General features: G+C 55.9%; 30 protein-coding genes. 18 read left to right on the top strand and 12 right to left on the bottom strand.

All coding sequences use genetic code 11. The annotated features are described in order from the left end of the window. Window positions 1-2 precede the first annotated feature (2 nt). From CKW19_RS18795 to CKW19_RS18830, 7 genes are all read right to left on the bottom strand, one after another. Window positions 3-323 (bottom strand): hypothetical protein, encoded by a 321-nt coding sequence (locus tag CKW19_RS18795; protein ID WP_095059253.1) that lies wholly within the window; start codon window positions 321-323, stop codon window positions 3-5. Next, window positions 316-1,623, bottom strand: coding sequence for a site-specific integrase (locus CKW19_RS18800; protein ID WP_095059255.1), 1,308 nt, complete (start codon window positions 1,621-1,623; stop codon window positions 316-318). The genes CKW19_RS18795 and CKW19_RS18800 overlap by 8 nt, the downstream gene beginning before the upstream one ends. Beyond that, the gene (locus CKW19_RS18805; protein ID WP_095059355.1) at window positions 1,620-1,829 is read right to left on the bottom strand and encodes a hypothetical protein; all 210 of its coding nucleotides are present in this window, start codon (window positions 1,827-1,829) and stop codon (window positions 1,620-1,622) included. The genes CKW19_RS18800 and CKW19_RS18805 overlap by 4 nt, the downstream gene beginning before the upstream one ends. A gap of 17 nt (window positions 1,830-1,846) precedes the next feature. Next, on the bottom strand, window positions 1,847-2,629 hold the full coding sequence (locus CKW19_RS18810; RefSeq protein WP_095059257.1) for an ATP-binding protein: 783 nt from the start codon (window positions 2,627-2,629) through the stop codon (window positions 1,847-1,849). Beyond that, entirely contained in the window at window positions 2,610-3,464 is an 855-nt protein-coding gene (locus CKW19_RS29150; RefSeq protein WP_256580352.1) for a hypothetical protein, read from the bottom strand. Before CKW19_RS29150 ends, CKW19_RS18810 begins: the two co-directional genes overlap by 20 nt. Window position 3,465: 1 nt before the next feature. Continuing rightward, window positions 3,466-3,960, bottom strand: coding sequence for a YmfL family putative regulatory protein (locus CKW19_RS18825; protein ID WP_095059259.1), 495 nt, complete (start codon window positions 3,958-3,960; stop codon window positions 3,466-3,468). Window positions 3,961-4,028: 68 nt separating this feature from the next. Next, window positions 4,029-4,202, bottom strand: a complete 174-nt coding sequence (locus tag CKW19_RS18830) for a Cro/CI family transcriptional regulator (RefSeq protein ID WP_095059260.1) — start codon at window positions 4,200-4,202, stop codon at window positions 4,029-4,031. A gap of 110 nt (window positions 4,203-4,312) precedes the next feature. Between CKW19_RS18830 and CKW19_RS18835 the strand changes: the two genes are divergently transcribed. Continuing rightward, entirely contained in the window at window positions 4,313-4,966 is a 654-nt protein-coding gene (locus tag CKW19_RS18835; RefSeq protein WP_095059262.1) for a LexA family transcriptional regulator, read from the top strand. A gap of 210 nt (window positions 4,967-5,176) precedes the next feature. After that, window positions 5,177-5,428, top strand: coding sequence for a DUF1654 domain-containing protein (locus CKW19_RS18840; protein WP_095059264.1), 252 nt, complete (start codon window positions 5,177-5,179; stop codon window positions 5,426-5,428). Window positions 5,429-5,615: 187 nt separating this feature from the next. Here the strand turns inward: CKW19_RS18840 and CKW19_RS28755 are convergent, their stop codons facing one another. Continuing rightward, window positions 5,616-5,765, bottom strand: a complete 150-nt coding sequence (locus CKW19_RS28755) for a hypothetical protein (RefSeq protein WP_159953409.1) — start codon at window positions 5,763-5,765, stop codon at window positions 5,616-5,618. A gap of 59 nt (window positions 5,766-5,824) precedes the next feature. Between CKW19_RS28755 and CKW19_RS18845 the strand changes: the two genes are divergently transcribed. The 6 genes from CKW19_RS18845 to CKW19_RS18870 all read left to right on the top strand — a co-directional run bounded on the left by CKW19_RS18845 (window position 5,825) and on the right by CKW19_RS18870 (window position 8,893). After that, complete coding sequence (locus CKW19_RS18845) at window positions 5,825-6,262, top strand: tellurite resistance TerB family protein (RefSeq protein ID WP_095059266.1); 438 nt, start codon at window positions 5,825-5,827, stop codon at window positions 6,260-6,262. A gap of 17 nt (window positions 6,263-6,279) precedes the next feature. After that, window positions 6,280-6,465 carry a hypothetical protein gene (locus tag CKW19_RS18850; protein WP_256580353.1) on the top strand — a complete coding sequence of 62 codons (186 nt, stop codon included), beginning with the start codon at window positions 6,280-6,282 and terminating at the stop codon, window positions 6,463-6,465. 64 nt (window positions 6,466-6,529) lie between these two features. Next, the gene (gene csrA, locus CKW19_RS18855; protein WP_095059269.1) at window positions 6,530-6,709 is read left to right on the top strand and encodes a carbon storage regulator CsrA; all 180 of its coding nucleotides are present in this window, start codon (window positions 6,530-6,532) and stop codon (window positions 6,707-6,709) included. 605 nt (window positions 6,710-7,314) lie between these two features. Then, window positions 7,315-7,614, top strand: a complete 300-nt coding sequence (locus CKW19_RS18860; protein ID WP_095059271.1) for a hypothetical protein — start codon at window positions 7,315-7,317, stop codon at window positions 7,612-7,614. A gap of 91 nt (window positions 7,615-7,705) precedes the next feature. Further along, complete coding sequence (locus tag CKW19_RS18865; RefSeq protein ID WP_095059273.1) at window positions 7,706-8,053, top strand: hypothetical protein; 348 nt, start codon at window positions 7,706-7,708, stop codon at window positions 8,051-8,053. Between the two features lie 24 nt (window positions 8,054-8,077). After that, on the top strand, window positions 8,078-8,893 hold the full coding sequence (locus CKW19_RS18870; protein ID WP_095059275.1) for a DUF2303 family protein: 816 nt from the start codon (window positions 8,078-8,080) through the stop codon (window positions 8,891-8,893). A 34-nt stretch (window positions 8,894-8,927) separates the two neighbouring features. Here the strand turns inward: CKW19_RS18870 and CKW19_RS18875 are convergent, their stop codons facing one another. Next, window positions 8,928-9,743, bottom strand: a complete 816-nt coding sequence (locus CKW19_RS18875) for a DUF2971 domain-containing protein (protein ID WP_160012839.1) — start codon at window positions 9,741-9,743, stop codon at window positions 8,928-8,930. Between the two features lie 113 nt (window positions 9,744-9,856). Here CKW19_RS18875 and CKW19_RS18880 point away from each other — a divergent pair, with 113 nt between their 5' ends. Beyond that, window positions 9,857-10,780 (top strand): DNA cytosine methyltransferase, encoded by a 924-nt coding sequence (locus tag CKW19_RS18880; RefSeq protein WP_095059279.1) that lies wholly within the window; start codon window positions 9,857-9,859, stop codon window positions 10,778-10,780. Between the two features lie 41 nt (window positions 10,781-10,821). Here CKW19_RS18880 and CKW19_RS18885 read toward each other — a convergent pair whose 3' ends face one another. Further along, window positions 10,822-11,463: a hypothetical protein gene (locus CKW19_RS18885; protein ID WP_095059281.1), complete on the bottom strand. Its 642-nt coding sequence runs from the start codon at window positions 11,461-11,463 to the stop codon at window positions 10,822-10,824. A gap of 58 nt (window positions 11,464-11,521) precedes the next feature. Here CKW19_RS18885 and CKW19_RS18890 point away from each other — a divergent pair, with 58 nt between their 5' ends. Together CKW19_RS18890 and CKW19_RS18895 are read left to right on the top strand one after the other, a co-directional pair. Beyond that, on the top strand, window positions 11,522-11,872 hold the full coding sequence (locus CKW19_RS18890) for a hypothetical protein (RefSeq protein WP_095059283.1): 351 nt from the start codon (window positions 11,522-11,524) through the stop codon (window positions 11,870-11,872). Beyond that, window positions 11,869-12,105, top strand: coding sequence for a hypothetical protein (locus tag CKW19_RS18895; protein ID WP_095059285.1), 237 nt, complete (start codon window positions 11,869-11,871; stop codon window positions 12,103-12,105). Before CKW19_RS18890 ends, CKW19_RS18895 begins: the two co-directional genes overlap by 4 nt. 77 nt (window positions 12,106-12,182) lie before the next feature. Here the strand turns inward: CKW19_RS18895 and CKW19_RS18900 are convergent, their stop codons facing one another. Continuing rightward, window positions 12,183-12,773: a DUF6680 family protein gene (locus tag CKW19_RS18900; protein ID WP_095059287.1), complete on the bottom strand. Its 591-nt coding sequence runs from the start codon at window positions 12,771-12,773 to the stop codon at window positions 12,183-12,185. Window positions 12,774-12,925: 152 nt separating this feature from the next. Here CKW19_RS18900 and CKW19_RS18905 point away from each other — a divergent pair, with 152 nt between their 5' ends. From CKW19_RS18905 to CKW19_RS18930, 7 genes are all read left to right on the top strand, one after another. Beyond that, on the top strand, window positions 12,926-13,405 hold the full coding sequence (locus tag CKW19_RS18905) for a hypothetical protein (RefSeq protein WP_095059289.1): 480 nt from the start codon (window positions 12,926-12,928) through the stop codon (window positions 13,403-13,405). 37 nt (window positions 13,406-13,442) lie between these two features. Beyond that, window positions 13,443-13,784, top strand: a complete 342-nt coding sequence (locus CKW19_RS29155; protein WP_256580354.1) for a hypothetical protein — start codon at window positions 13,443-13,445, stop codon at window positions 13,782-13,784. Continuing rightward, the gene (locus tag CKW19_RS18910; protein WP_256580357.1) at window positions 13,688-14,833 is read left to right on the top strand and encodes a site-specific integrase; all 1,146 of its coding nucleotides are present in this window, start codon (window positions 13,688-13,690) and stop codon (window positions 14,831-14,833) included. The genes CKW19_RS29155 and CKW19_RS18910 overlap by 97 nt, the downstream gene beginning before the upstream one ends. A 22-nt stretch (window positions 14,834-14,855) precedes the next feature. Then, the gene (gene folE, locus CKW19_RS18915; protein ID WP_095059293.1) at window positions 14,856-15,401 is read left to right on the top strand and encodes a GTP cyclohydrolase I FolE; all 546 of its coding nucleotides are present in this window, start codon (window positions 14,856-14,858) and stop codon (window positions 15,399-15,401) included. Window positions 15,402-15,505: 104 nt separating this feature from the next. Beyond that, window positions 15,506-15,877 carry a glutathione S-transferase N-terminal domain-containing protein gene (locus CKW19_RS18920; protein ID WP_095059295.1) on the top strand — a complete coding sequence of 124 codons (372 nt, stop codon included), beginning with the start codon at window positions 15,506-15,508 and terminating at the stop codon, window positions 15,875-15,877. Between the two features lie 581 nt (window positions 15,878-16,458). Then, window positions 16,459-17,808: an NCS2 family permease gene (locus CKW19_RS18925; RefSeq protein WP_095059297.1), complete on the top strand. Its 1,350-nt coding sequence runs from the start codon at window positions 16,459-16,461 to the stop codon at window positions 17,806-17,808. Window positions 17,809-17,880: 72 nt separating this feature from the next. Beyond that, a complete protein-coding gene (locus tag CKW19_RS18930) occupies window positions 17,881-18,507 on the top strand; it encodes a LysE family translocator (RefSeq protein WP_053157031.1) in 627 nt (208 codons plus the stop codon). A gap of 210 nt (window positions 18,508-18,717) precedes the next feature. On the opposite strand, the gene uraH is transcribed toward CKW19_RS18930, so the two are convergent. Further along, complete coding sequence (uraH, locus tag CKW19_RS18935; RefSeq protein WP_003223171.1) at window positions 18,718-19,071, bottom strand: hydroxyisourate hydrolase; 354 nt, start codon at window positions 19,069-19,071, stop codon at window positions 18,718-18,720. Window positions 19,072-19,425: the final 354 nt, after the last annotated feature.

A 19,425-nucleotide genomic window follows, 5' to 3' on the forward strand; every position in this document is an offset into this window, starting at 1 on the left:
TTTCAATCCCCTGTGTAATTTGTGCCGCCTGCACCGCGACGGTTGTTCTGTTGGTAGTACTTGGCTGGGCCAGATGTCGTTGGACCTCGCTGCAGCAAATCAATTTCGCGCTGAGCCTGCTGCAATTTGAAGCTCAACTGAGTCACCAGTTCGTCCGAAGAAAGCACCACCCTGCTACCCATAACTACCCAACCTGAGCCATTGCAATCGGTGCAAATCTGCTCATAAGAAATCCCCTGCACCACCGCTTTGCCTTTGCAGATCGGGCAGGGTTCCAGCTCGATCCGCGGCCACTTAAAACCATGCCCATGCCCTTTATGCATGTTTTAAATCCTCGCCTTTAACAAATTGCGGAATCGACTCGCAGGCCGCGCCGTTCAAGGCGTCTACGATGTTTTGCGAATCTTCATATCTAGCGCCTGTCTGCTCGTGAATCGCACTAAAGCCGCGCCCATCTAACCAGTTGTGCCACTTCACCAGAGCCAGCCGGCGCTGCTCTTTGGCCTGGGTGTTGATGTACGTCGAAGCAATCTTGCCGAGCGAGTGGTTCAGCAGCATCTCGCCGATGTGCCCGTCGATGCCAAGGTCGGTCCAGGCGGTACGCGCGACCTTGCGCAGGTCGTGGCTGGTCCATGCCCCCTGCCCCAATCGGGTGAACACCGCGCTGGCCTGGTTATCGCTCAGCGGCAGACCACGGCGTGACGGGAATAGATAGGCACCCTCGTAGCCGTTGGCATGCTGGCAGGTGCGGTATCGGCGCAACAGCGCGCAGGCTTGGTCGGTCAGCGGTACCCGAAGCTCGGTCTTGCTCTTGGTGTGTTCGGCCGGCAGGAACCACTCACGCTCAGCCAGCGCAATATCAGCCCAGCGAGATTGGCGGGTTTCGCCGATGCGGGTACCGTGGCAAAGCATCATCAAGGCCAGCATGGCGTCAGACGGCGCACGCTCGAAACGCTCGGTCAGCTCCTCCATCAGCTCAGGCAGCTGGATATCGCGCAGGCGGGCGGGCTTGGGCAAGATGCGCGCCGTTGTGAAGTGGATGAACTTGAGTTCGGCCATCGGGTTGATAGGGATCAAGTCCAGTTTGCGGGCCTGACGAAAGGCCCCGGCCAGCAGCCGATACAACTGCTGGACGTACGACAGCGACAACGTTTCCTGACCCGGCCACATCAGCCGCTGGTCGAGGGTCTGCGCACTCACCTCGTGTATCAGCAGGTCTTTCAGGCGCGGCTTGAGCTGGCGATTGATGGCAGACTTGCCGGCCGCACGACGCTTGGCAGAGAGCGCGCGCGAACGGGCCATGCGATCGGCAAACCAGTCCAACAGCTCGCCGACGGTGACCCACCCCGAAACGCTGGCCGCGCCATCGGCCGCCACGCGTAAGCGCACGGCCGGTAACGCCGCGATCACCTGCTTGGTGGACAGGTCGGGAAAGGCGCCGATGCGGTGCCACTTCCGTTTGTTCAGCAGGTACCACGACCCGCGCGCGCGACTCTTCGCATAACGGAAGTGCAGTGCGGGGTGACTGGCATCACGCAGATCGCGCACATGCTCAAGCTTGGCGTTGCGCTGAATTTCGGCGTCGGACAATTTTACGGTCAAGGTCTTGATCAGGGCGCTCAATCGGTCGCCTCCATTTGGGCGAAACGGTCCACCACCTCGTACGTTGAAGGCCACATCCACGCGCCATACCGCTTGGCCATGGCCTTGTCTGCGAACAGCACCAAGGCATGGTCTGGTGTATCACTCAAGTCCAGCTTGAAAGAGCAACAGAACACGGCAAACCGATAGTTTTTCGGATCCGGAACAGCCAAGCGGCGATCAGGTATTTCCAAGCTGATCCCCATCAGAAGCCCTCCTTACCGCGTTGAGATTCCCACTCGAATGTCACGCCAATACAACCGTTTTCGCGGATGCGGTCGACACAGCGCGCACCAATGGCATCGTTCAGTTCGCTGGGAGACAGGTTGCTGACGATGATCGTTGGCCGGCATTGCTCGTAACGACCGTTGATGATGCTGAACAGGGTCGCCAGCTCGAACTCGCTTTGCTTGGTCGCACCGACTTCATCGAGCACCAGCAGATCCGCGCCGATCACCTCACGCAGGATGTGCGCCTCGCACTCACCTGAACGATCATTGAACGTCGCCCGGATCTCGCCGATCAGTGTGCCCACCGTGCGGTAGATCGCTTTGACCATGCATTCGTTGATCAGGTAGTTGGCCGTGGCAATGGCCAGGTGGGTCTTGCCGGTGCCGACCTTCCCCAGCAGCAACATGCAGCGACCTTCCCGGCGATGTTTCGAAAAGTTGTCGACGTAATCGATGCAGGCATCCAGGGCAATCTGCTGCGCCGGGTTCGATACGGTGAAGTCGGCGAACGTCTTTTCCGCGAAGCGCTTCGGAATCCGGGCGCTTGAATGCTGGACAATTCGAAACTGAAAGCGCTTGCGCTCAAGCTCCTGCATGTCGCGTTTGTTGCTCGCGCAGATGGGGCAGCCAGACAGGTCGCCGCTCTTGAGGATGACCGCCGAGTAATCGCCATGATCGAAGCAACTCGCTGGTTGACGGCCAATGACGCGGAATTTGCGGTCAATCTGAGCGCCGAGATTAGAGACGGAAGGTGCCATTGGCGTTCTCCTTGGTGCCGGCCTTGTAATCGCGAGTATCGAAACCGGAATGACGACTAGCCGGAAGTGGATGGACGGGACTGGCCGGCTTGTCAGGGAAGATCCCTGTCCATCCGTTGCTGATCGAAAGCGCCAGAACGGAATCGGGGGCTGGGTGTGTCGCCAAGGCCTTGGCCTGTTGTTCGCAGCTTTTGGCGGTGAGGGGTTTGTGGATTTCCTTGCGGTGCTGGCACCAGTCGGCCCACACCTCGTCGCTGACGTTTTGTGGCTTGGCTGTCAGCGGGTCGAATTTTGACGATTTGCGGGGCGTGTTTGCGCCCTGCTTCTCCTGATTACTGGTTACCTGATTGGTACCCTGATTACTGGTACCCTGATTTGTCGGAGATTTTTCCGACCCTTCTCGGATTTTTTTCCGACCCTGTTCGGATATTTTTCCGACCTTGCTCGGAGATTTTTCCGAGGTAGATCGGATATTTTTCCGACCCTCAAACACATCAGAGGTCGGATATTTTTCCGACCCATCCAGCTTGCGATTCCACTCTTTGGCCTTCTCGGTCAAACGAAACAAACTGATGTTTGACGTGTGGGATAGTTCGATCAGCCCGGCGGTCTCGAGCCCTTTGAGAAGTCGGTATGCGGTGTCTGGTTTGTCGGTGAGCAGGGGCAACTCCTCCACGATCTTTGCCTTGCTCAAGGCAAAGAAAATCCCGTGATCGGTCTTGATTGGCCTTGCCCAGCTAGGACACTCGTAAACAAACGAAAACAGCAGCGCCTGCTGCGAGTTCAACCCCCACTCCAGCGCTTTCACCTGGTTAATCGTGATTGTGAACTGCATATCAACCCTTCCCGCCTAGCGGTCGGGCCGGGCGCTTCGACTTGTGCAACTCAATCAGTGCTGTCACTTCCTCGTGCCGGGCAGCCAGGTGCTTGGCATGCAAGGCCAAAATCTCCGATGCTTCCACGGCAGTGATTTCGCCATCCTCCAGCGCGAGGGCAAGAAACTGGTCAACCCGGCCGCGCTTCACAGAAGTACGCAAAGAGCGCTGGTGCATGTCTACGTTGTCCAGATCGCCAACCTCAGGCAGACGCACAAAGACACCGCCGTACATCGCGCAGATGTAGTCCGGCAGGCGCGTGGTGCCCTGCTCGCTTTCGAGGACGTAAACCTCTTCATCGCTAAGAGGAACAACACCGCCGCTCTCATAAACCTGATTCTTAAACCGCTTCAGATCGAGACTGAGGCGAGCTGAAGCGCATACCTGGCCGCCTGGGTATTTCTTTGCGACCTCGATCACCACTGCGCGGCGGGTTTCTAGTACTGGCGATTTCATTGTCTAGTTTTCTCTCGGCGCCGTTGCGTTCAGAGTTGGCTCATTGAGCAGATTGGTAAAAATTCGTCTCACCGTACGGTTCGAGCGGCTTTGAACTTTCCTTTAGAAAGAATCTGAATTTGGTACTGGCGGGACTCCGGAATTGTTTCCCCCCACATCGTCACGGCGCTTGGATGAATTCCTAACGCCACCGCTAGTTTTTTCTTACTACCGAAATGTTCGGCAACCTCCCGCGTATTCATTGCGCATTCCTCATTCAAAAGCGCCTTAATTTCAGCATGCTGAAGTTTTGACGTCAACGAGGATTTCAGTGCTCTGCATACTTAAATTCAGCTAACTTAATATTGGCGTCATGGACAGACACGAACGTATTGCCCGAGCCATCGCGCTCAGCGGGAAAAAGAAAGGTGAAATCGCGTCCCTATGTGGGGTTGCGAACTCTGCTGTGACTCAGTGGATTTCAGGGGAAAGTAAAAGTCTGCGCCCAGAAAATCTTTATGCGTTAGCCAAGGCGACTGGATTCCGCGCTGAATGGCTCGCTATCGGTGAAGGCGAAGAAACGGAGCTTTCCGATTCGAACGTGAAGGACACACGTCAACCGGTAGAGTCGTTTCGATACCCGGTAATCAGTTGGGTTGCCGCTGGTGCATGGGCGGAAGCAATCGAGCCCTTCCCTCCCGGGTTTTCAGATCGATACGAGCTATCGGACTACAACTCCAAGGGCCCGGCTTTCTGGCTTGAGGTGAAGGGCGACTCGATGACATCTCCGGTCGGGACAAGCATTACTGAGGGAACGCTGATCCTGGTTGATACCGAGGCTGACGTTCAGTCCGGAAAACTAGTGGTGGCCAAATTGGCTGACAGTGACCAGGCTACCTTCAAGAAACTCGTGGATGACGGTGGCCGACGTTACTTAAAGCCTTTGAACCCTGCCTACCCTACAGAGATGTGTGCAGAGAACTGCCGAATTGTTGGAGTCGTGGTTAGGGCGCTACAAAAGCTATAGGACGTCCAGCTTGTCTGCCTTTATAGAGCCCGCCATGTGCGGGCTTTTCTTCTTCGGTCCCCTCAAGTCTTTCACTCCTCTTAAGTCCGCTGCGTGTGTTTCTCTGTTTGGAACAAAGCTTTTTCAGCTGGCCGAAATGGGATATCCCAGCACGCCAAACATTTGACATTTTATGGGGCGCTTCCAAACGATAAAACAAAGGATCACTGCATGCATCGTCCCCCTCCTCCTGCCAGCTCAGTTGGGAACTCCTGTGAGCTTATACGCCGACGTATCCAACACCTGACCTCTGCACCGGATGCACAGAAAACCCAATCCATCGTAATCACCAGGTCAGATGAAGAATCTGCCGATGCGTGGCTGCATATCCTTGATGAAATTGAAGAAACCGATGGGATCAGAATGGAGCGATTTGAGAGCGGCGCTGTCAGGATCGGATGGCGACAGTACTGCGAATCGTGAATTGAGCCCGCCAATGAGCGGGCTTTTTATTGTCTGTTGATTTCAGATTGCTGAATTAATAATTCAGCATGCTTGACTCTTCTATTTCAGCTTGCTTAAATTAACTCAAGCCAAGCGACACCGGCCAGCAGCGAAAGCCGCGCCACTCTTTAACAATCAGCGCAACAAACAACAGACCCCATTGCCCCTACCGGCGACCGGCGAGCAGACAGGCCCGAAAGCCTGCCAACGACAGGAACAACCTGGACGGCTGCTCGATGGTGAAACGCCAGAACCGTGTGAATGACCCGGCAAGCAATGCGCCCCGCTCCTCCAGCGGCAATAGGACGGACAGCATCACTGCTGCACCTTGGCGACAGGGTGCAGCGGGATGTAACCCACCTCAGAGGAATCACCATGCTCGGTATCGGTAAGAAACTGTTTGGCGCCAAGCGCGCAGTCAAGAAACTGGAAAATCGCGACCTGATGCAGGCCATCGTCGGTGGCTGCCTTCTGGTAGCAGCAGCGGATGGCGAGATCAGCAAGAACGAAGCAGCCCAGATCGACATCCAGCTGAGGGCTAACAAGGCGCTCGAACACTTCGGCTCCGAGATCACCAGCACGGTCAATCTGTTTACCGAACAGCTGCAAGCCGGCTTCCGACTCGGTCGCATGAACATCCTGCGCGAGATTCGCGACATCAAAAACAACCCGGCCGACGCGGAAGAGGTGTTCGTGAACATGCTCACCGTTGCCGAGGGTGACGGCAACATCAGCCCCGAAGAGCTGAAGGTGCTCGCCGAAATCGGAAACGAGCTGGGCCTGCGCCTCAAAGACTTCGGTATTGAGGCGTGAGGAAGCGGGTGAAGCAGATGCTGGTCTACTCCGGGGCGATTGTTGTTCTGGCAGTGATCGGCAACAGCATCGCCAATCGCGGTTCCTGCTCCTACTACGGTTTCCAGACAGATCGAGAGACCCGCTACGCCGCCTTTGTTGGTTGCATGGTGCAGGTCAACGGAGCGTGGTTCCCGCGCAATGAAATCCGCGTAATGCAGTGACGTTTCACTGATGCCGCTTCTTGCAAGGCGGCATTGGGAAACCAACTAACGCAGGAAATGGACAATGCTGATTTTGACTCGCAAGGTAGGCGAAAGCATCAACATAGGTAACGACATCACGATCACTGTGCTGGGTGTGAGTGGCAAACAGGTGCGCATCGGAACAAGCGCACCCAAGGATGTGCCGGTGCATCGAGACGAGATCACCCAGCGCATTCAAGCGGGCTTGTCGAAGCCCCAGTAACGAATCAACCAGCGCCAAAACGACAGCCTGTCGCTAACTGCCAGAGCACCTGATCCTCCCCAGCACCAGGTCGCATCGGAGTGTGATCTGAAGGCCCGCAAGTGAGGGCGTCGGAGAGCGGAACGGAGCTTGCGAGCAGGTAGCGCTCCGACCAGATCACACCCCGATGCGGACGAACACCCGGCCATGCGCCGGCCACCTGCATCACCGCAACACAGCAGATGAAGCGCAGTAAGCGTCAACTACATATCGTTGCCAGGATACGGAAGCGGTGCACGTTGAAAGCCCGCGAGGTCATAACGCCTGGTAAGGGGACGACTCGTCAGCCCCTGACATCTGCAACCAGTTCAATAGGTGTCCACTGCCTGCCCAGTGAGCGAACCAAAGGAAGATGACCATCATGAAATAGACCCTGACCTAAAGCCCTCCAGTAGGAGGCACCTGCGATCACGTAGGGAGGTCTTCGTGACGCAAACAAAAGCCCGGGTTATCTCGGGCTTTTTTACACCTGCCTTTATTCGTCAGCACTCTCCCCTGCGCCGAACGGCAACCAGCAGACAGACCGAGTGCTGACGAATACACGCAACCCACATTGAGGATTCGCCATGAACCGAACGATCAGTCAGAGCCCAGCAATCCTCCAGCGGTTGCGTCTCCGGACTCCCCTGGACACCACCGAAATGTACCAAAACATAGGTCGTGATGAGCCCGTTCGCATAGTGGACTACACCCCGGCGCCAGGCGGCGGCATCACAGTTGAACTAATCAAGCACTCCACTGGTACGGCAAAGGGTGAGCCTGCCAACCACAACACAGTGAAAGCGTTCGCTCGCACGCTTCTGCGCTGGACCATCGGCTCGGCGCTCCTGTTGATCCTGTTCGCCTACTTCGGCGCCGGTCATTGAAACGGCCCAGCCAGCGGCGACGCCAGCGCATTCGCCAGGCGCAATTCAATCTTCCACCCAGCGGTCTACTGACCACCCCGGAGAAACAGCCATGTCCACCCCTACCGACACCGCCGAGTTCCTCAACGAGCTGAACGGCGGTGTGTTCGCCAGCCAGATTGGCGTCGCCCTTTCCGAAGTAGCCGCCGGGGTCGTTGACCACGGCAAGGCCGGGAAGCTGGTCATCACCCTGGACTTCAGCCGGGTTGGCGAATCTAGCCAGGTGAAGATCAAGCACAAGCTCGACTACAAGGTGCCCACCAAGCGCGGCGCTCGCAGCGAGAACGCCAGCCTCGACACGCCTATGTGTGTCGGCACCGGTGGAAAAATCACGCTGTTTGCTGAGAACCACGTCCAAATGTTCGACCGCGCACAAGCCCCAATCATTCCCCGCTCGTAAACTCGACCATCAAGGAACTGAACAATGTCTCTGACCAAAGAAGCGATCCAACTCATCACCGACACCGCACTCGAAGCGAGCGGCAAGCAACTGGGCACCTACATGCCGGCCGCGGTCCTGCCCGCTGGCAGCCAAGTGATCACGCTGGAAAAATGGCAGGTCGGTCGTAGTCGTTTCCGGGGTATCTACTCCACCCATTCGCTGGCTGACTTCAGCGCCTATGTCGCTGACCGGGCGGTAGCGAATGCCAAGGGCTTCATCGATCAGGATGAAATGACCTGCACGCTACTGTTCAACCTGGGCACCGATGTTCTGCCTGGTCACGCTGACGACCGCGCAGTACTTCGACTGAAGGCCTCAGCTGGTTACAAGGCAGCTCAGGCGATCGGCGGACGTGCGATGTCGCAGAAAGATCTCAGCGACTGGATTGAAGACTGGAACCAGTTCCTGTCAGCCACCGATGAAAGCGGACAATCGATGACCATCGCCAAGGCCATCGCGGCGGTTCGGACCATCACCATCAAAGCCGCATCCGAATCGGATCACACCGTAGGCGAGACGAGCGCCAGCCGAAGCACGCTCGATCAGATCGAGGCCCGCAGTAAAGAAACGCTGCCCGCCACGCTGCTGTTCAACGTGATTCCGTACGAAGGGCTGACCGAACAGCAGATCATGCTGCGTGTTTCGGTGATCACCAGCGGCGCGCAACCGGTGCTGAAATTGCGCTGGGTTGGTGAAGAGGTTCAGCGCGAGGACATCGCCCAGGAGTTCAAGACCGTGCTTCAGAACAAGATCGGTAGCGCCGCCGCCCTGTCGCTGGGCGCTTTCGATCCAAAGTAAGCACTTAGGGCCGGGAGACCGGCCTGATCCAACTTCACCTATTGCGCTCGCCCGTGTCCTTTTCGTCAATTTTAAAGTTGAAGCGAGGGATTTTTATTTTGTACTCAGTCTTGCAGAACTCCGCCTGATAAAGAGCGACATGCTTTCCAATCTCCCCACTTACCTTTCTCAAAAGCTTATCAAATAAAGCTCCGTCTTTATTTTTCGCCCCCAAAATCAAACCATTCAGCAGACAAGGACGAAAGGGAAATATACCTGCACCGCCATCATTTTTTATGACTCGACTCTCTTCTTCGTACTCCCACTCTTTCGCTTTGGTTAAGAAGAGAGTATTTAAAATTGTATGACTGTTAGACTTTGAGCCATCATTCCTAAATACGGGTCGCTCGGCTTTATATTCAACATCCAGCGCTATCAAGTCTTCATGATTAAAATATAGCTTTCCAGCTGACCAAGCGTTGGTCGGTATTTTGAATTCCACCACAGCCCCCTTGTGGAAATCCGCATAATGAGACCACATGAGAATACTGTTAGGGATTCTTGATAGTGAAAGGACCGAAGCATCCTTCAGCAAATAATCCAGCTGATTGCCGCCTCCCGAGCGGGACTCTAGACGCTTTCGGATCCTGTCTAACTCCTGAATTTTTTCTACACCTTTCAACAGATTCAACCCTAGCCGATCATACAAAGCAGGATTAGTAGACTTAAGTGAAGATAATTTTGTCCGTGGCGTGGAGGGAAAACAATCAAATGGATCATTGAAATCTGAGGGATGTGTAAATTTAACTGTTCGATCAGAAAGAAGTTTTAGAAGACCTTCCTTATTTGGAAGATATTTATAACGGTACATGTAATTAACCAAGCGCACCTCTCCATTAAACCCGTCCGACCTGATCCGCATTTCACAGCGAACCATATAGATACCCGACTTCAACGAATCACGCCAGCCGGCGAGGATCTCCAATGCCTACAGCAATCGATTTGTTCGCCGGCCTCGGCGGATGGTCAACCGGTGCCCGAAATGCCGGCATCGACGTACTCTGGGCCGCCAATCACTGGCCGATCGCGGTTGAGTGGCACAGCGCGAACCACCCGGACGCCATTCACATCTGCCAAGACCTGCATCAGGCGGACTGGTCGAAGGTGCCGGCCCACGACATCATGCTTGCTTCGCCTTGTTGTCAGGGCCATTCGAAGGCGCGAGGTAAGAAGTCCGGGAATGCTCAGCACGACTCATCGCGCTCGACAGCCTGGGCGGTCGTATCTGCTGCCGAGTTCCACCGACCTGAAGTGGTGCTGGTAGAGAACGTCGAAGAGTTCACGGACTGGGCCTTGTACCCCGCATGGTCGCAAGCAATGGCAGCGCTCGGTTACATGCTCGCGCCACATGTCGTTGATTGCGCCGACCTTGGCGTGCCCCAGCACCGCGTCCGTTTGTTCCTGGTCTGCACCAGAAGCAAAGCACCACTGAACCTTCAACTTCACCAGCGCCGGCATGTTCCTGCTTCATCTTTCATCGATTTCGACGCGGGCAAGTGGAGCAAGGTCTTGAAGCCTGGCCGAGCTGAGTCGACGTTGCTCCGCGTGAAGAATGGCCGCGAACGCTTCGGTGATCGATTCATCATGCCCTACTACGGATCAGGCTCCGGCCTGACTGGCCGCAGTTTGGAGCGCCCGATCGGGACCATCACCACGCTAGACCGGTGGGCTCTGGTGCGCGGCGACGAGATGCGGATGCTCTCGGCGAATGAAGCCCTTGCCGCCATGTCTTTCCCGGCCGACACGAAGCGTCCGGACAATCATCGATTGACCATGCACATGGCCGGCAACGCGGTACCGCCGCTCGCAGGCCAGCGAATCATCGAAGCGCTCAAATCAGCAGCTTGACGCCCCCTCGACTATTGCGCAGCAGTGGAAGGCCATAAAGGTTATGCGAGTTTTGGCTTTAAATATTGCTCAATGGCTGCAACGCAGCGATTGAAGCTTTGCCGAAACTCATCACCATCATCGTTTAACTTGTCGAAGATGATCTTAGGCTTGTCCTTTATAACGTCCGAATAAGTCCTGCGATAATCATCATCTTCGCGGGGGTCCGATGCCATCAGCCAGTATTCAACGTATGTCAAGAAATCATGCTGCATCCTAAATAACGGCTTGAATAGCTCGCCTAACTCCTTTCCCCAGAGCGCTTCACTTTCAAGCAGAGTTGCATGAATAGGGGCGCGCGCAGCGAACATCGCGTCGAACCTTTTTTGGTAGCCGCTGCATTTGCGTAAATAGCTTCTTTCGCGAAAAGTCAGATCAGCTCCCTGTTCAGGTTTTAGCTCCAGCTCAGAACCCATCATCGCTGGCGAGCGGGCGCGCTCAACTGACTCTCTGTACTTGTAGAGTTCAATCAAGGCCTTACGCGCCAGCTCATGATGCGTGGTCCCTCTGAGCTGTCTCTTCCATGTCGTTAGTCCTTCGATGCCAACATAAAAAGCCAGACCAACACCTAAGGCGCTCGCGACGGTACCAAGGATAGAGAACGCGTCTTTGGTCAACGACCAGTCAACATCTGTCAGCGCCAAACAAAAAGACATCCTGTTCCCCCAAAAAAGACAGCCAATATACCGACGAGGTATCCCCATGCCCACAGAAAACAATCCGGCGCCATTCGAGCGCGAAGAGCGCTACATCGTTCTAAAGCTCAATCGCCTAGCGAAAGATGAGGCTGAGTATCTGCGCGACTGCCAGTCGAAAGCGATGGTCGAGTGCGTAGTCGTCGAGTCCGACTGGCCTGAATACCACCTTGTGTGGGCCATGATCGAGCATCGAATGGCCGGCAAGTCAGTTCCAGACTTCAATCTCTGGCGTCGCGCAGATGAATTGCAGCAGCGCCTGAACGCTGCGGATCAGCGGATTGATGAGCTGCTGGCGGAAATTGCAACAGTGCGACAAGGCCCGTGCAAGATGATCGTCGGGGATGAACTGCCATGACCAAGCGACCAATAGTCCGAACCACCACCGGTGCGACGGTGACGCTCACGATCGAACTGACCAACCTCGGCAGTTGGGGGCCAGACTGCATGATCGATCAGGTTTATCGGCAGGCCCGTGAAGCGGCAATCGGTCGCATCAATCGAGCATTCAAAGACGACCAGCGTGGCGTCCGGATACTTGGCCCGGTAGTTGTGAAGGCGATAACAACGGATGTCGAGCTGCGCGGATAATCCCGCAGCAAGAGGAGTACATCTGTACTCCACCCGTAATTTACTCCCTCCCCCTTCAAAGTCAGCCGCTATAGAGGTCAAAGTGGCGTCACGTTTTCGCCTCCAGCGGCGGGACGCTCAAGATTTCCTGGAACAACTTGAATCGGGCTTTTGCCTTCAAGAACTCCAGTTGCAGCTGTAACAAGATTCTCCATTCGAGCTTCGTATTGAACATGCGCATTTGGCGAATACCAGCTTTTCTTCAATTGGACTCGATCAAACTGATACCCAAGCGACCGCCCCATCGCAAAAAGCAGGTTCACGAATAGCTCGTCGCGTTGAACCCAAAGCGCCTCAGTACTCATCGTATTGAGGTTGGCAGGGTCACTTAAATGATCGTGGTACTCCTTCCACGCATCGAGAACGTTTTGGTCCCGTCCAGAAGTCCATTTTCTTCCGAAACCGACATAGCCATAAAAAGACAGGTCGATCATGTTAAGCCCGCGAACATGATCAGCGGAAAGACGAGCCCCGCGTGTCGCCATCAACGTGTGAAAAACCTGAAGTTTCCTTGATCGAGTTTCTTTGAATCGCTCCAACCACTTCTGAGCCTGAACCGCGAGGATTGGGCCTAACAACGTGGCAGAGACGATAACCCAATCAGATGCCGTTAGATCTTGAATACCCATCGACACTTCCCTTTATGACTTACCTTTTGAAGATCGTAGCACGCAAGAGAATCGCTATTTCTGTTTTTGGGAATGCCGCTTAAGTGGCACCAATCATCTGATTATCACCACTCACTACCAGCCTGCCGGTGAACGGCGGGCGAGGAATTCCTATGTCCGCAATTCTTCAGCGTTTCCACCAGGTCGCCAATGACGCGCTGGTCAAGATCAGCGAACAACTTTGGCCTGACGCCAAAATCACTCTGGTTATCTATACCCCCGGCAAGCCCGAGGAAGACATCGTGCTACGGGATCAAGGTTTGAATGATGACGAGGTGGTCGGCACTTTGCACCGTCGCGGCCTGAGCATCGACGGCGACAACACCTACAAGCGCGACTTGCTTGATTCAGCCGCGGGAGTGATGGCCTTCGGCGTACAGAATCGGAACCCGCCAGCGGCCGGACACTGGGGCCAGCGTTTCTGGGATATCGGCCGCGCGGAAGCCGCCGGCAGAGAAGAACTAGTACTGGCTCTCGCGTCCGTCACCAACTGCCTGAGCAAGGCGCTCACTGGTGGAGAGGTATCAGCGGCCACCGCCGGCGCCGCACTGATCGCTGCCGACGAAGCCCTCACAAAATACGCCCCTCAGTAACCACCTTCTGCCGCCGAGCACGGCATGGAGCATCAACATGACAGCAGTAGAACAGATAGCGGTTGAGTACCTGTCCGACAAGGTCGCAGAAAAGAACTTCGCCGAAATGGTCGGAACGACTCGCCGTGCCCTTCAGGGTAAACGTCAGCGCGGCATCATCCCGAAAGGGGTGTGGAAAGAAATCGATGGGCAAATTTATTACAGCATCAGGAGATACGAGGTATGGCTAGAAAGCCTTTGGGATTGCCCGCTGGAGTTGAATTCGCGGGCCAGTCAGTCCGGATTCGCTTCACATGGAAGTTCCGCCGCTGCGAGACCCTCCCCTATCCCCAAACGCCAAAAGGCATCAAGGCAGCCGCAGATCTTCGCGCTACAGTAAGCAGCCTGATCAAGCATGGAGTGATGGACGAGCAGCGTTACGCCGAGCTTTTCCCGAATTCGAACTACTCCACGTACTCTGCAACTCCCCTGTTCGGTGGGTACGCACAAACCTGGCTAGACAGCCGAGAAGTAGTGGGCGGTACCCGAAAAAACTACCGGATCTCCCTGAACATCTATTGGATGCCCCATCTGGCATTGTTGCCCATCGATCAGATCAGTTCGGCGATGGTCCGCAAAATCGTCAGCGAGACACCTTGGAAATCGTCAACCCTAAAGCGTTCGGTGATACAGCGGCTGCACACGATGTTTGAAAGCGCGGTGAGGGATGAGCTGATTACACGGAACCCAGTCGGCTCGATTGAGTTGCCGGTCAAGGCAAAAAAACCGGTGGATCCATTTACGGTGGTTGAGGCTGATTTGATCGTTAGGCACTTATATAAGGTGCTGACCGGTTCGATGCTTGTATACGCGGCCTATTTCGAGTTCGCGTTTTACACCGGCATGCGACCTGGGGAGATAGCGGCATTGCGCTGGGATGAGGTGGACACCGAGGGGCGCGTCGCCAATGTGTGCAGAATCGTGGCGGACTACAAGATCGAGGAGCGCACAAAAACCCGCGAGTCAAGGCGGGTCATGCTGAATAGTAGGGCCTTAAATGCGATTAATATGGCCAAAGGTGTGGCAGTGTTAAGGGCGAAGCAGAGTCGTCGGCAGCACAAACAGTCGCCATTTGTGTTCCCGCCCACCAAGAACTTTGAATTCATTCAGCAAGCTAGCGTGACTGACAAACACTTCAAGGCAGCACTGGTTGCGTTGAAGATCAGGGGCAGACGGCAATACAACTGCCGGCACACTTACGCTACCATGTGCTTAATGGCAGGCATGAACCTTGGGTTCATTGCAAATCAGCTCGGCCACAGCGTGCAAATGCTACTGTCGACCTATGCCCGGTGGATCAACTCCAGTGAAGACTGGAGCGAAATCGGGAAGCTGGAGCAAAGCCTGATTGGTACAAAATTGGTACAGACAGAAACCGTACCCCTCTAGAACCCATACGGAATAAAGCTCTGTGACATTGGAACAGAATTACACGGCGATACTCGGTCAACTTGGCGAGGACGTCTCCCGCGAAGGTTTGCTCGACACGCCAAAACGTGCCGCCAAAGCCATGCAGTACCTCTGCCGCGGCTATGAACAAACACTGGAAGAAGTCACCAACGGTGCCTTGTTCAGTTCCGATAACAGCGAAATGGTGCTGGTCAAGAACATCGAGTTGTACTCGTTGTGCGAACACCACCTGCTGCCGTTCATCGGCAAGGCCCATGTTGCCTACATTCCGAGCGGCAAGGTCCTTGGTTTGTCGAAAGTCGCGCGGATCGTCGACATGTACGCCCGCCGCCTGCAGATTCAGGAAAACCTCAGCCGCCAGATCGCCGACGCGGTCCAGCAAGTCACCGGCGCCCTGGGCGTTGCGGTGGTGATCGAGGCCCAGCACATGTGCATGATGATGCGCGGTGTGGAAAAGCAGAACTCGTCGATGATCACCTCGGTGATGCTCGGTGAGTTCCGCGAAAACGCCGCGACCCGTAGCGAATTCCTCAGCCTCATCAAGTAATTCGCTGCACGAAGAAAACCGGCATTCATCGCCGGTTTTTTTTCGTCTGCAAAAAATCAGGTAAGCTGCGCGCCTTTCTTTCTTAGCACCGTGAGGCTTTCAACGTGTTCGTAAAAGCGCTTCGTGTCGGCCTTGGCCAACTGATCATCTTCATCGACTTCATCACTCGCCCGGGCAAAATGAAACGCCCCGTCGCCGCTCAGGCTCAGGTCGAATCCGCCGCCAAGGGGCTGACGCTGTATCAATTCCATGCCTGCCCGTTCTGCGTGAAAACCCGCCGCACCCTGCGTCGCCTGAACGTGCCGGTGGCATTGCGTGATGCGAAGAACAACGAACAGGATCGCCAGGCCCTGCTGGAGCAAGGTGGCAAGATCAAGGTGCCGTGCCTGCGTATCGAAGAAAACGGCCAGACGACCTGGATGTATGAGTCCAAGGTCATCATTGATTACCTGGACAAGCGGTTCGCCGCAGCCTGAGGTTTTTGTGGTGCCCTTGCGGACGCCATCGCCAGCAAGCCGACTCCTACGAAGTGGCGGCGCACACAAGACTTGTGACCGCCACCCTCCCCTGTAGGAGCCGGCTTGCTGGCGATGAGGCCGGTTCAGACACCATAAAACCCAGACAAAAATAAACCGGCCCTTGCGCCGGTTTATTGTTTTCAGGCTGCCTGCGCCTGACGCACAACCGCCGCCAATCGCCCAAGCCCTTCATCCAAACGCGCCGGTTCGAGGTTTTTGTGGGGCCCTTGCGGGCGCCATCGCCAGCAAGCCGGTTCCTACGAAGTGGCGGCGCACACAAGACTTGTGACCCCCACCCTCCCCTGTAGGAGCCGGCTTGCTGGCGATGAGGCCAGCAAGAGCGATATACCGCTATCAACGAAAACTTCGTAAACAAAATCAAAAACATTATTTGCTTTCTTTGTATACAAAAGCATAATCCACTTCGTGCGAGTTCCTGACCAAGCGGTCAACAAGTTCGCAAGTGCCTCAAAGGGCCGCTGCCACCCTCATGGGTCCGGCCCTGGAAATAAAAATAAAACTCTTGAGGAGTACTCGCTGTGGAAAGCCGCAAATCCGAAGCATCGACGCTGGATCTTTCGCCGCCATCACGCAATGGCTTGCTAGAACGTCTGTTTAAACTCAGCTTGCATGGCACCACGGTGAAGACCGAGCTGATTGCCGGTCTGACAACCTTCATCACAATGGCTTACATCATCTTCGTCAACCCGAACATCATGGCCGACGCCGGCATCGATCACGGTGCGGCATTTGTCGCCACCTGCATCGCCGCAGCGCTGGGCTGCCTGCTGATGGGCCTGTACGCCAACTGGCCGGTTGGTCTGGCACCGGGCATGGGGCTGAACGCTTTCTTTACCTACACCGTGGTGGGCACCATGGGCTACAACTGGGAAACCGCGCTTGGCGCGGTATTCGTTTCCGGCGTGTTGTTCATGATCCTGACCTTCTCGCGGATTCGTGAATGGCTGCTCAACAGCATCCCGGTCAGCCTGCGCTTTGCCATGGGCGCCGGTGTGGGTCTGTTCCTGGGCCTGATCGGTCTGAAAACCGCGGGTATCGTCGTCGACAGCCCGGCCACCCTGATCAAGCTCGGCTCGCTGCGCGAACCCGGCCCGCTGCTCGCCGCCGTCTGCTTCCTGATGATCGCCATCCTCAGCTATCACAAAGTGTTCGGCGCGATCCTCATCAGCATCATCACTGTGACCCTGGCCGGTTGGGGTCTGGGCCTGGTGCACTACGAGGGCATCATGTCTGCGCCGCCTAGCCTGGCGCCGACCTGGATGGCCATGAACGTTGCGGGTGTGTTCAACATCAGCATGGTCAGCGTGGTCCTGGCATTCCTCTTCGTACACATGTTCGACACCGCCGGCACCCTGATGGGTGTTGCCCAACGCGCCAACCTGGTGGGCGCTGACGGCAAGATCGAAAACCTCTCCCGCGCAATGAAAGCCGACAGTGCTTCCAGCGTGTTTGGCGCGGTGGTCGGCGTTCCGCCAGTGACCAGCTATGTAGAAAGCGCGGCCGGTGTCGCGGCGGGTGGTCGGACGGGTCTTACCGCTGTGACCGTGGGTGTGCTATTCATTGCGGCCATGTTCTTTGCTCCGCTGGCCGGCATGATCCCTGCCTACGCAACCGCTGGCGCTCTGATTTACGTAGCGATGCTGATGATGGGCGGCATGGCCCACATCGAGTGGGACGAAGCCACCGACAGCATCCCGGCAATCGTCACCGCGATCATGATGCCACTGACCTTCTCGGTCGCCGATGGTATCGCGCTGGGCTTCATCACCTACGTGGCGATGAAGGCCGGTACCGGCAAGTACAAGGAAATTTCTGTCAGCCTGTGGGTGCTCTGCGCGATCTTCATCGCCAAGTTCATCTTCCTGTAAACCACCCGCAGTACACGCTTGGAAACAGCCTCACCCCGTCGGGTGGGGCTTTTGTGCAAATGGAGGAAAGTGATGAGTCTGGAAACCTGGTTGTTGTTCAGCGGTGCTGCACTGATAGTGATCCTGATCCCGGGGCCGCTGTCGTTACTGATGATCAGCAACAGCCTCAATTACGGCTTGCGCCGTTCCTACCCGGCGTTTCTCGGCGGCGTGTCGGCCTCGATCTGCCTGTTGAGCGCTTCGGCGCTGGGCCTGGGCGCCCTCCTGCTGGCGTCGGAACAGCTGTTCAGCGCCCTGAAAATCCTTGGCGCGCTGTACCTGTTCTATCTCGCGTGGCAGAGCTGGCAGCAGTCGCGCCTGCCCTCCCATGGCGCCGAAGTCCCTCAGGCGGCGCCGGTACCGCGTTTTCGCGCACTGTTCGGCCGGGCGTTCATGCTGGGCGCGAGCAATCCGAAGGACATTCTGTTCTTTGCCGCGTTCCTGCCGCAGTTCTTGAGTGCCGAACAGCCGTTCCTGCCGCAGTTGCTGGTGATGATCGTCACTTGGACACTGCTGGATCTGGCGTGCAAGCTGGCCTATGGGCTAGGTGCACATGGCGCGGCGCGGTATCTGCGCAGCGGCAAGGGGCAGAGCTGGTTCAACCGGATCAGTGCGGGGTTGTTCAGCGGTGCAGGTGCTGCATCTCTGTTGAGCCGTTAAAAGCATCGCTGGCAGCCAGCTCCCACAGGTTCAAAGGTGTTCACATGTTTTGTGTACGACCCGGACACTGTAGGAGCTGGCTTGCCAGCGAAGGCGCCAGACCAGACACCCACTTTCTCAAGGACGAAAAAAAGCCCGCAGTGTGAGCGGGCGAAAACCAAAGAAGCTATATGCGCAGTCGCTTCCAGGATGTGGCAGCTGCTTGGGGGATCAGCTGCCGCGGTACGTGGAGTAGCTGTAAGGCGAAATCAACAGCGGCACATGGTAGTGATCCTGCTCGGCAGAGATGCCGAAACGCAGCACCACCACGTCCAGGAAAGCAGGTTCCGGCAACTGGACACCACGGGCACGGTAGTAATCGCCCGCGTGAAACTGAACCTGATAGACCCCGGTGCGGTAGTCATCGCCTTGCAGCAGCGGTGCATCGACACGACCATCGCTATTGGTTATCGCACTGGCGACCAATTCCAGGTGCGAACCTTCAACGCGGTACAACTCGACCTTGATCGAGCTGCCCGGGCAACCGTGTGCTGCGTCCAAAACGTGTGTAGTCAAACGTCCCATTGATTCTGCGCGCCTGCCTGCGTGGAGCAGTCAGACTTCGCGCCTCCCGAAGTCAGTTGAAAAGGAGACCGCATCGATTCGAAGCACGAAACGCTGCGGCGAGCGACTGATTAAGACATTTTTCAAAAAAATTGTACACAATAAAAACGACATTTTTAACACCACTTCCGCCCTCCCTGGATTTTTCGCCAATCTGGCGCTAAAGCCCGCAGATTGTGAACCTTCAAATCAAAAGCTGATGGATCGGGCAGATTTCGTGCGGGCTCACGCCAATAACAGCAAAAGATGACAGCTGGTGAAAAATGCGAAAATTCAGGCTTACAAATTGAATATAAAGTTGTATACAATCACCAC

It is taken from the genome of Pseudomonas sp. Irchel s3f7, from assembly GCF_900187615.1.
Classification (GTDB): Bacteria; Pseudomonadota; Gammaproteobacteria; order Pseudomonadales; family Pseudomonadaceae; genus Aquipseudomonas.

Excerpts from the sequence above, each read along its gene's own strand:
- CKW19_RS18795 (WP_095059253.1), bottom strand. The coding sequence starts at position 323 with ATGCATAAAGGGCATGGGCATGGTTTTAAGTGGCCGCGGATCGAGCTG.
- CKW19_RS18810 (WP_095059257.1), bottom strand. The coding sequence starts at position 2,629 with ATGGCACCTTCCGTCTCTAATCTCGGCGCTCAGATTGACCGCAAATTC.
- CKW19_RS29150 (WP_256580352.1), bottom strand. The coding sequence starts at position 3,464 with ATGCAGTTCACAATCACGATTAACCAGGTGAAAGCGCTGGAGTGGGGG.
- CKW19_RS18825 (WP_095059259.1), bottom strand. The coding sequence starts at position 3,960 with ATGAAATCGCCAGTACTAGAAACCCGCCGCGCAGTGGTGATCGAGGTC.
- CKW19_RS18830 (WP_095059260.1), bottom strand. The coding sequence starts at position 4,202 with ATGAATACGCGGGAGGTTGCCGAACATTTCGGTAGTAAGAAAAAACTA.
- CKW19_RS18835 (WP_095059262.1), top strand. The coding sequence starts at position 4,313 with ATGGACAGACACGAACGTATTGCCCGAGCCATCGCGCTCAGCGGGAAA.
- CKW19_RS18840 (WP_095059264.1), top strand. The coding sequence starts at position 5,177 with ATGCATCGTCCCCCTCCTCCTGCCAGCTCAGTTGGGAACTCCTGTGAG.
- CKW19_RS28755 (WP_159953409.1), bottom strand. The coding sequence starts at position 5,765 with ATGCTGTCCGTCCTATTGCCGCTGGAGGAGCGGGGCGCATTGCTTGCC.
- CKW19_RS18845 (WP_095059266.1), top strand. The coding sequence starts at position 5,825 with ATGCTCGGTATCGGTAAGAAACTGTTTGGCGCCAAGCGCGCAGTCAAG.
- CKW19_RS18850 (WP_256580353.1), top strand. The coding sequence starts at position 6,280 with ATGCTGGTCTACTCCGGGGCGATTGTTGTTCTGGCAGTGATCGGCAAC.
- csrA (WP_095059269.1), top strand. The coding sequence starts at position 6,530 with ATGCTGATTTTGACTCGCAAGGTAGGCGAAAGCATCAACATAGGTAAC.
- CKW19_RS18860 (WP_095059271.1), top strand. The coding sequence starts at position 7,315 with ATGAACCGAACGATCAGTCAGAGCCCAGCAATCCTCCAGCGGTTGCGT.
- CKW19_RS18865 (WP_095059273.1), top strand. The coding sequence starts at position 7,706 with ATGTCCACCCCTACCGACACCGCCGAGTTCCTCAACGAGCTGAACGGC.
- CKW19_RS18870 (WP_095059275.1), top strand. The coding sequence starts at position 8,078 with ATGTCTCTGACCAAAGAAGCGATCCAACTCATCACCGACACCGCACTC.
- CKW19_RS18875 (WP_160012839.1), bottom strand. The coding sequence starts at position 9,743 with ATGTACCGTTATAAATATCTTCCAAATAAGGAAGGTCTTCTAAAACTT.
- CKW19_RS18880 (WP_095059279.1), top strand. The coding sequence starts at position 9,857 with ATGCCTACAGCAATCGATTTGTTCGCCGGCCTCGGCGGATGGTCAACC.
- CKW19_RS18890 (WP_095059283.1), top strand. The coding sequence starts at position 11,522 with ATGCCCACAGAAAACAATCCGGCGCCATTCGAGCGCGAAGAGCGCTAC.
- CKW19_RS18895 (WP_095059285.1), top strand. The coding sequence starts at position 11,869 with ATGACCAAGCGACCAATAGTCCGAACCACCACCGGTGCGACGGTGACG.
- CKW19_RS18900 (WP_095059287.1), bottom strand. The coding sequence starts at position 12,773 with ATGGGTATTCAAGATCTAACGGCATCTGATTGGGTTATCGTCTCTGCC.
- CKW19_RS18905 (WP_095059289.1), top strand. The coding sequence starts at position 12,926 with ATGTCCGCAATTCTTCAGCGTTTCCACCAGGTCGCCAATGACGCGCTG.
- CKW19_RS29155 (WP_256580354.1), top strand. The coding sequence starts at position 13,443 with ATGACAGCAGTAGAACAGATAGCGGTTGAGTACCTGTCCGACAAGGTC.
- CKW19_RS18930 (WP_053157031.1), top strand. The coding sequence starts at position 17,881 with ATGAGTCTGGAAACCTGGTTGTTGTTCAGCGGTGCTGCACTGATAGTG.
- uraH (WP_003223171.1), bottom strand. The coding sequence starts at position 19,071 with ATGGGACGTTTGACTACACACGTTTTGGACGCAGCACACGGTTGCCCG.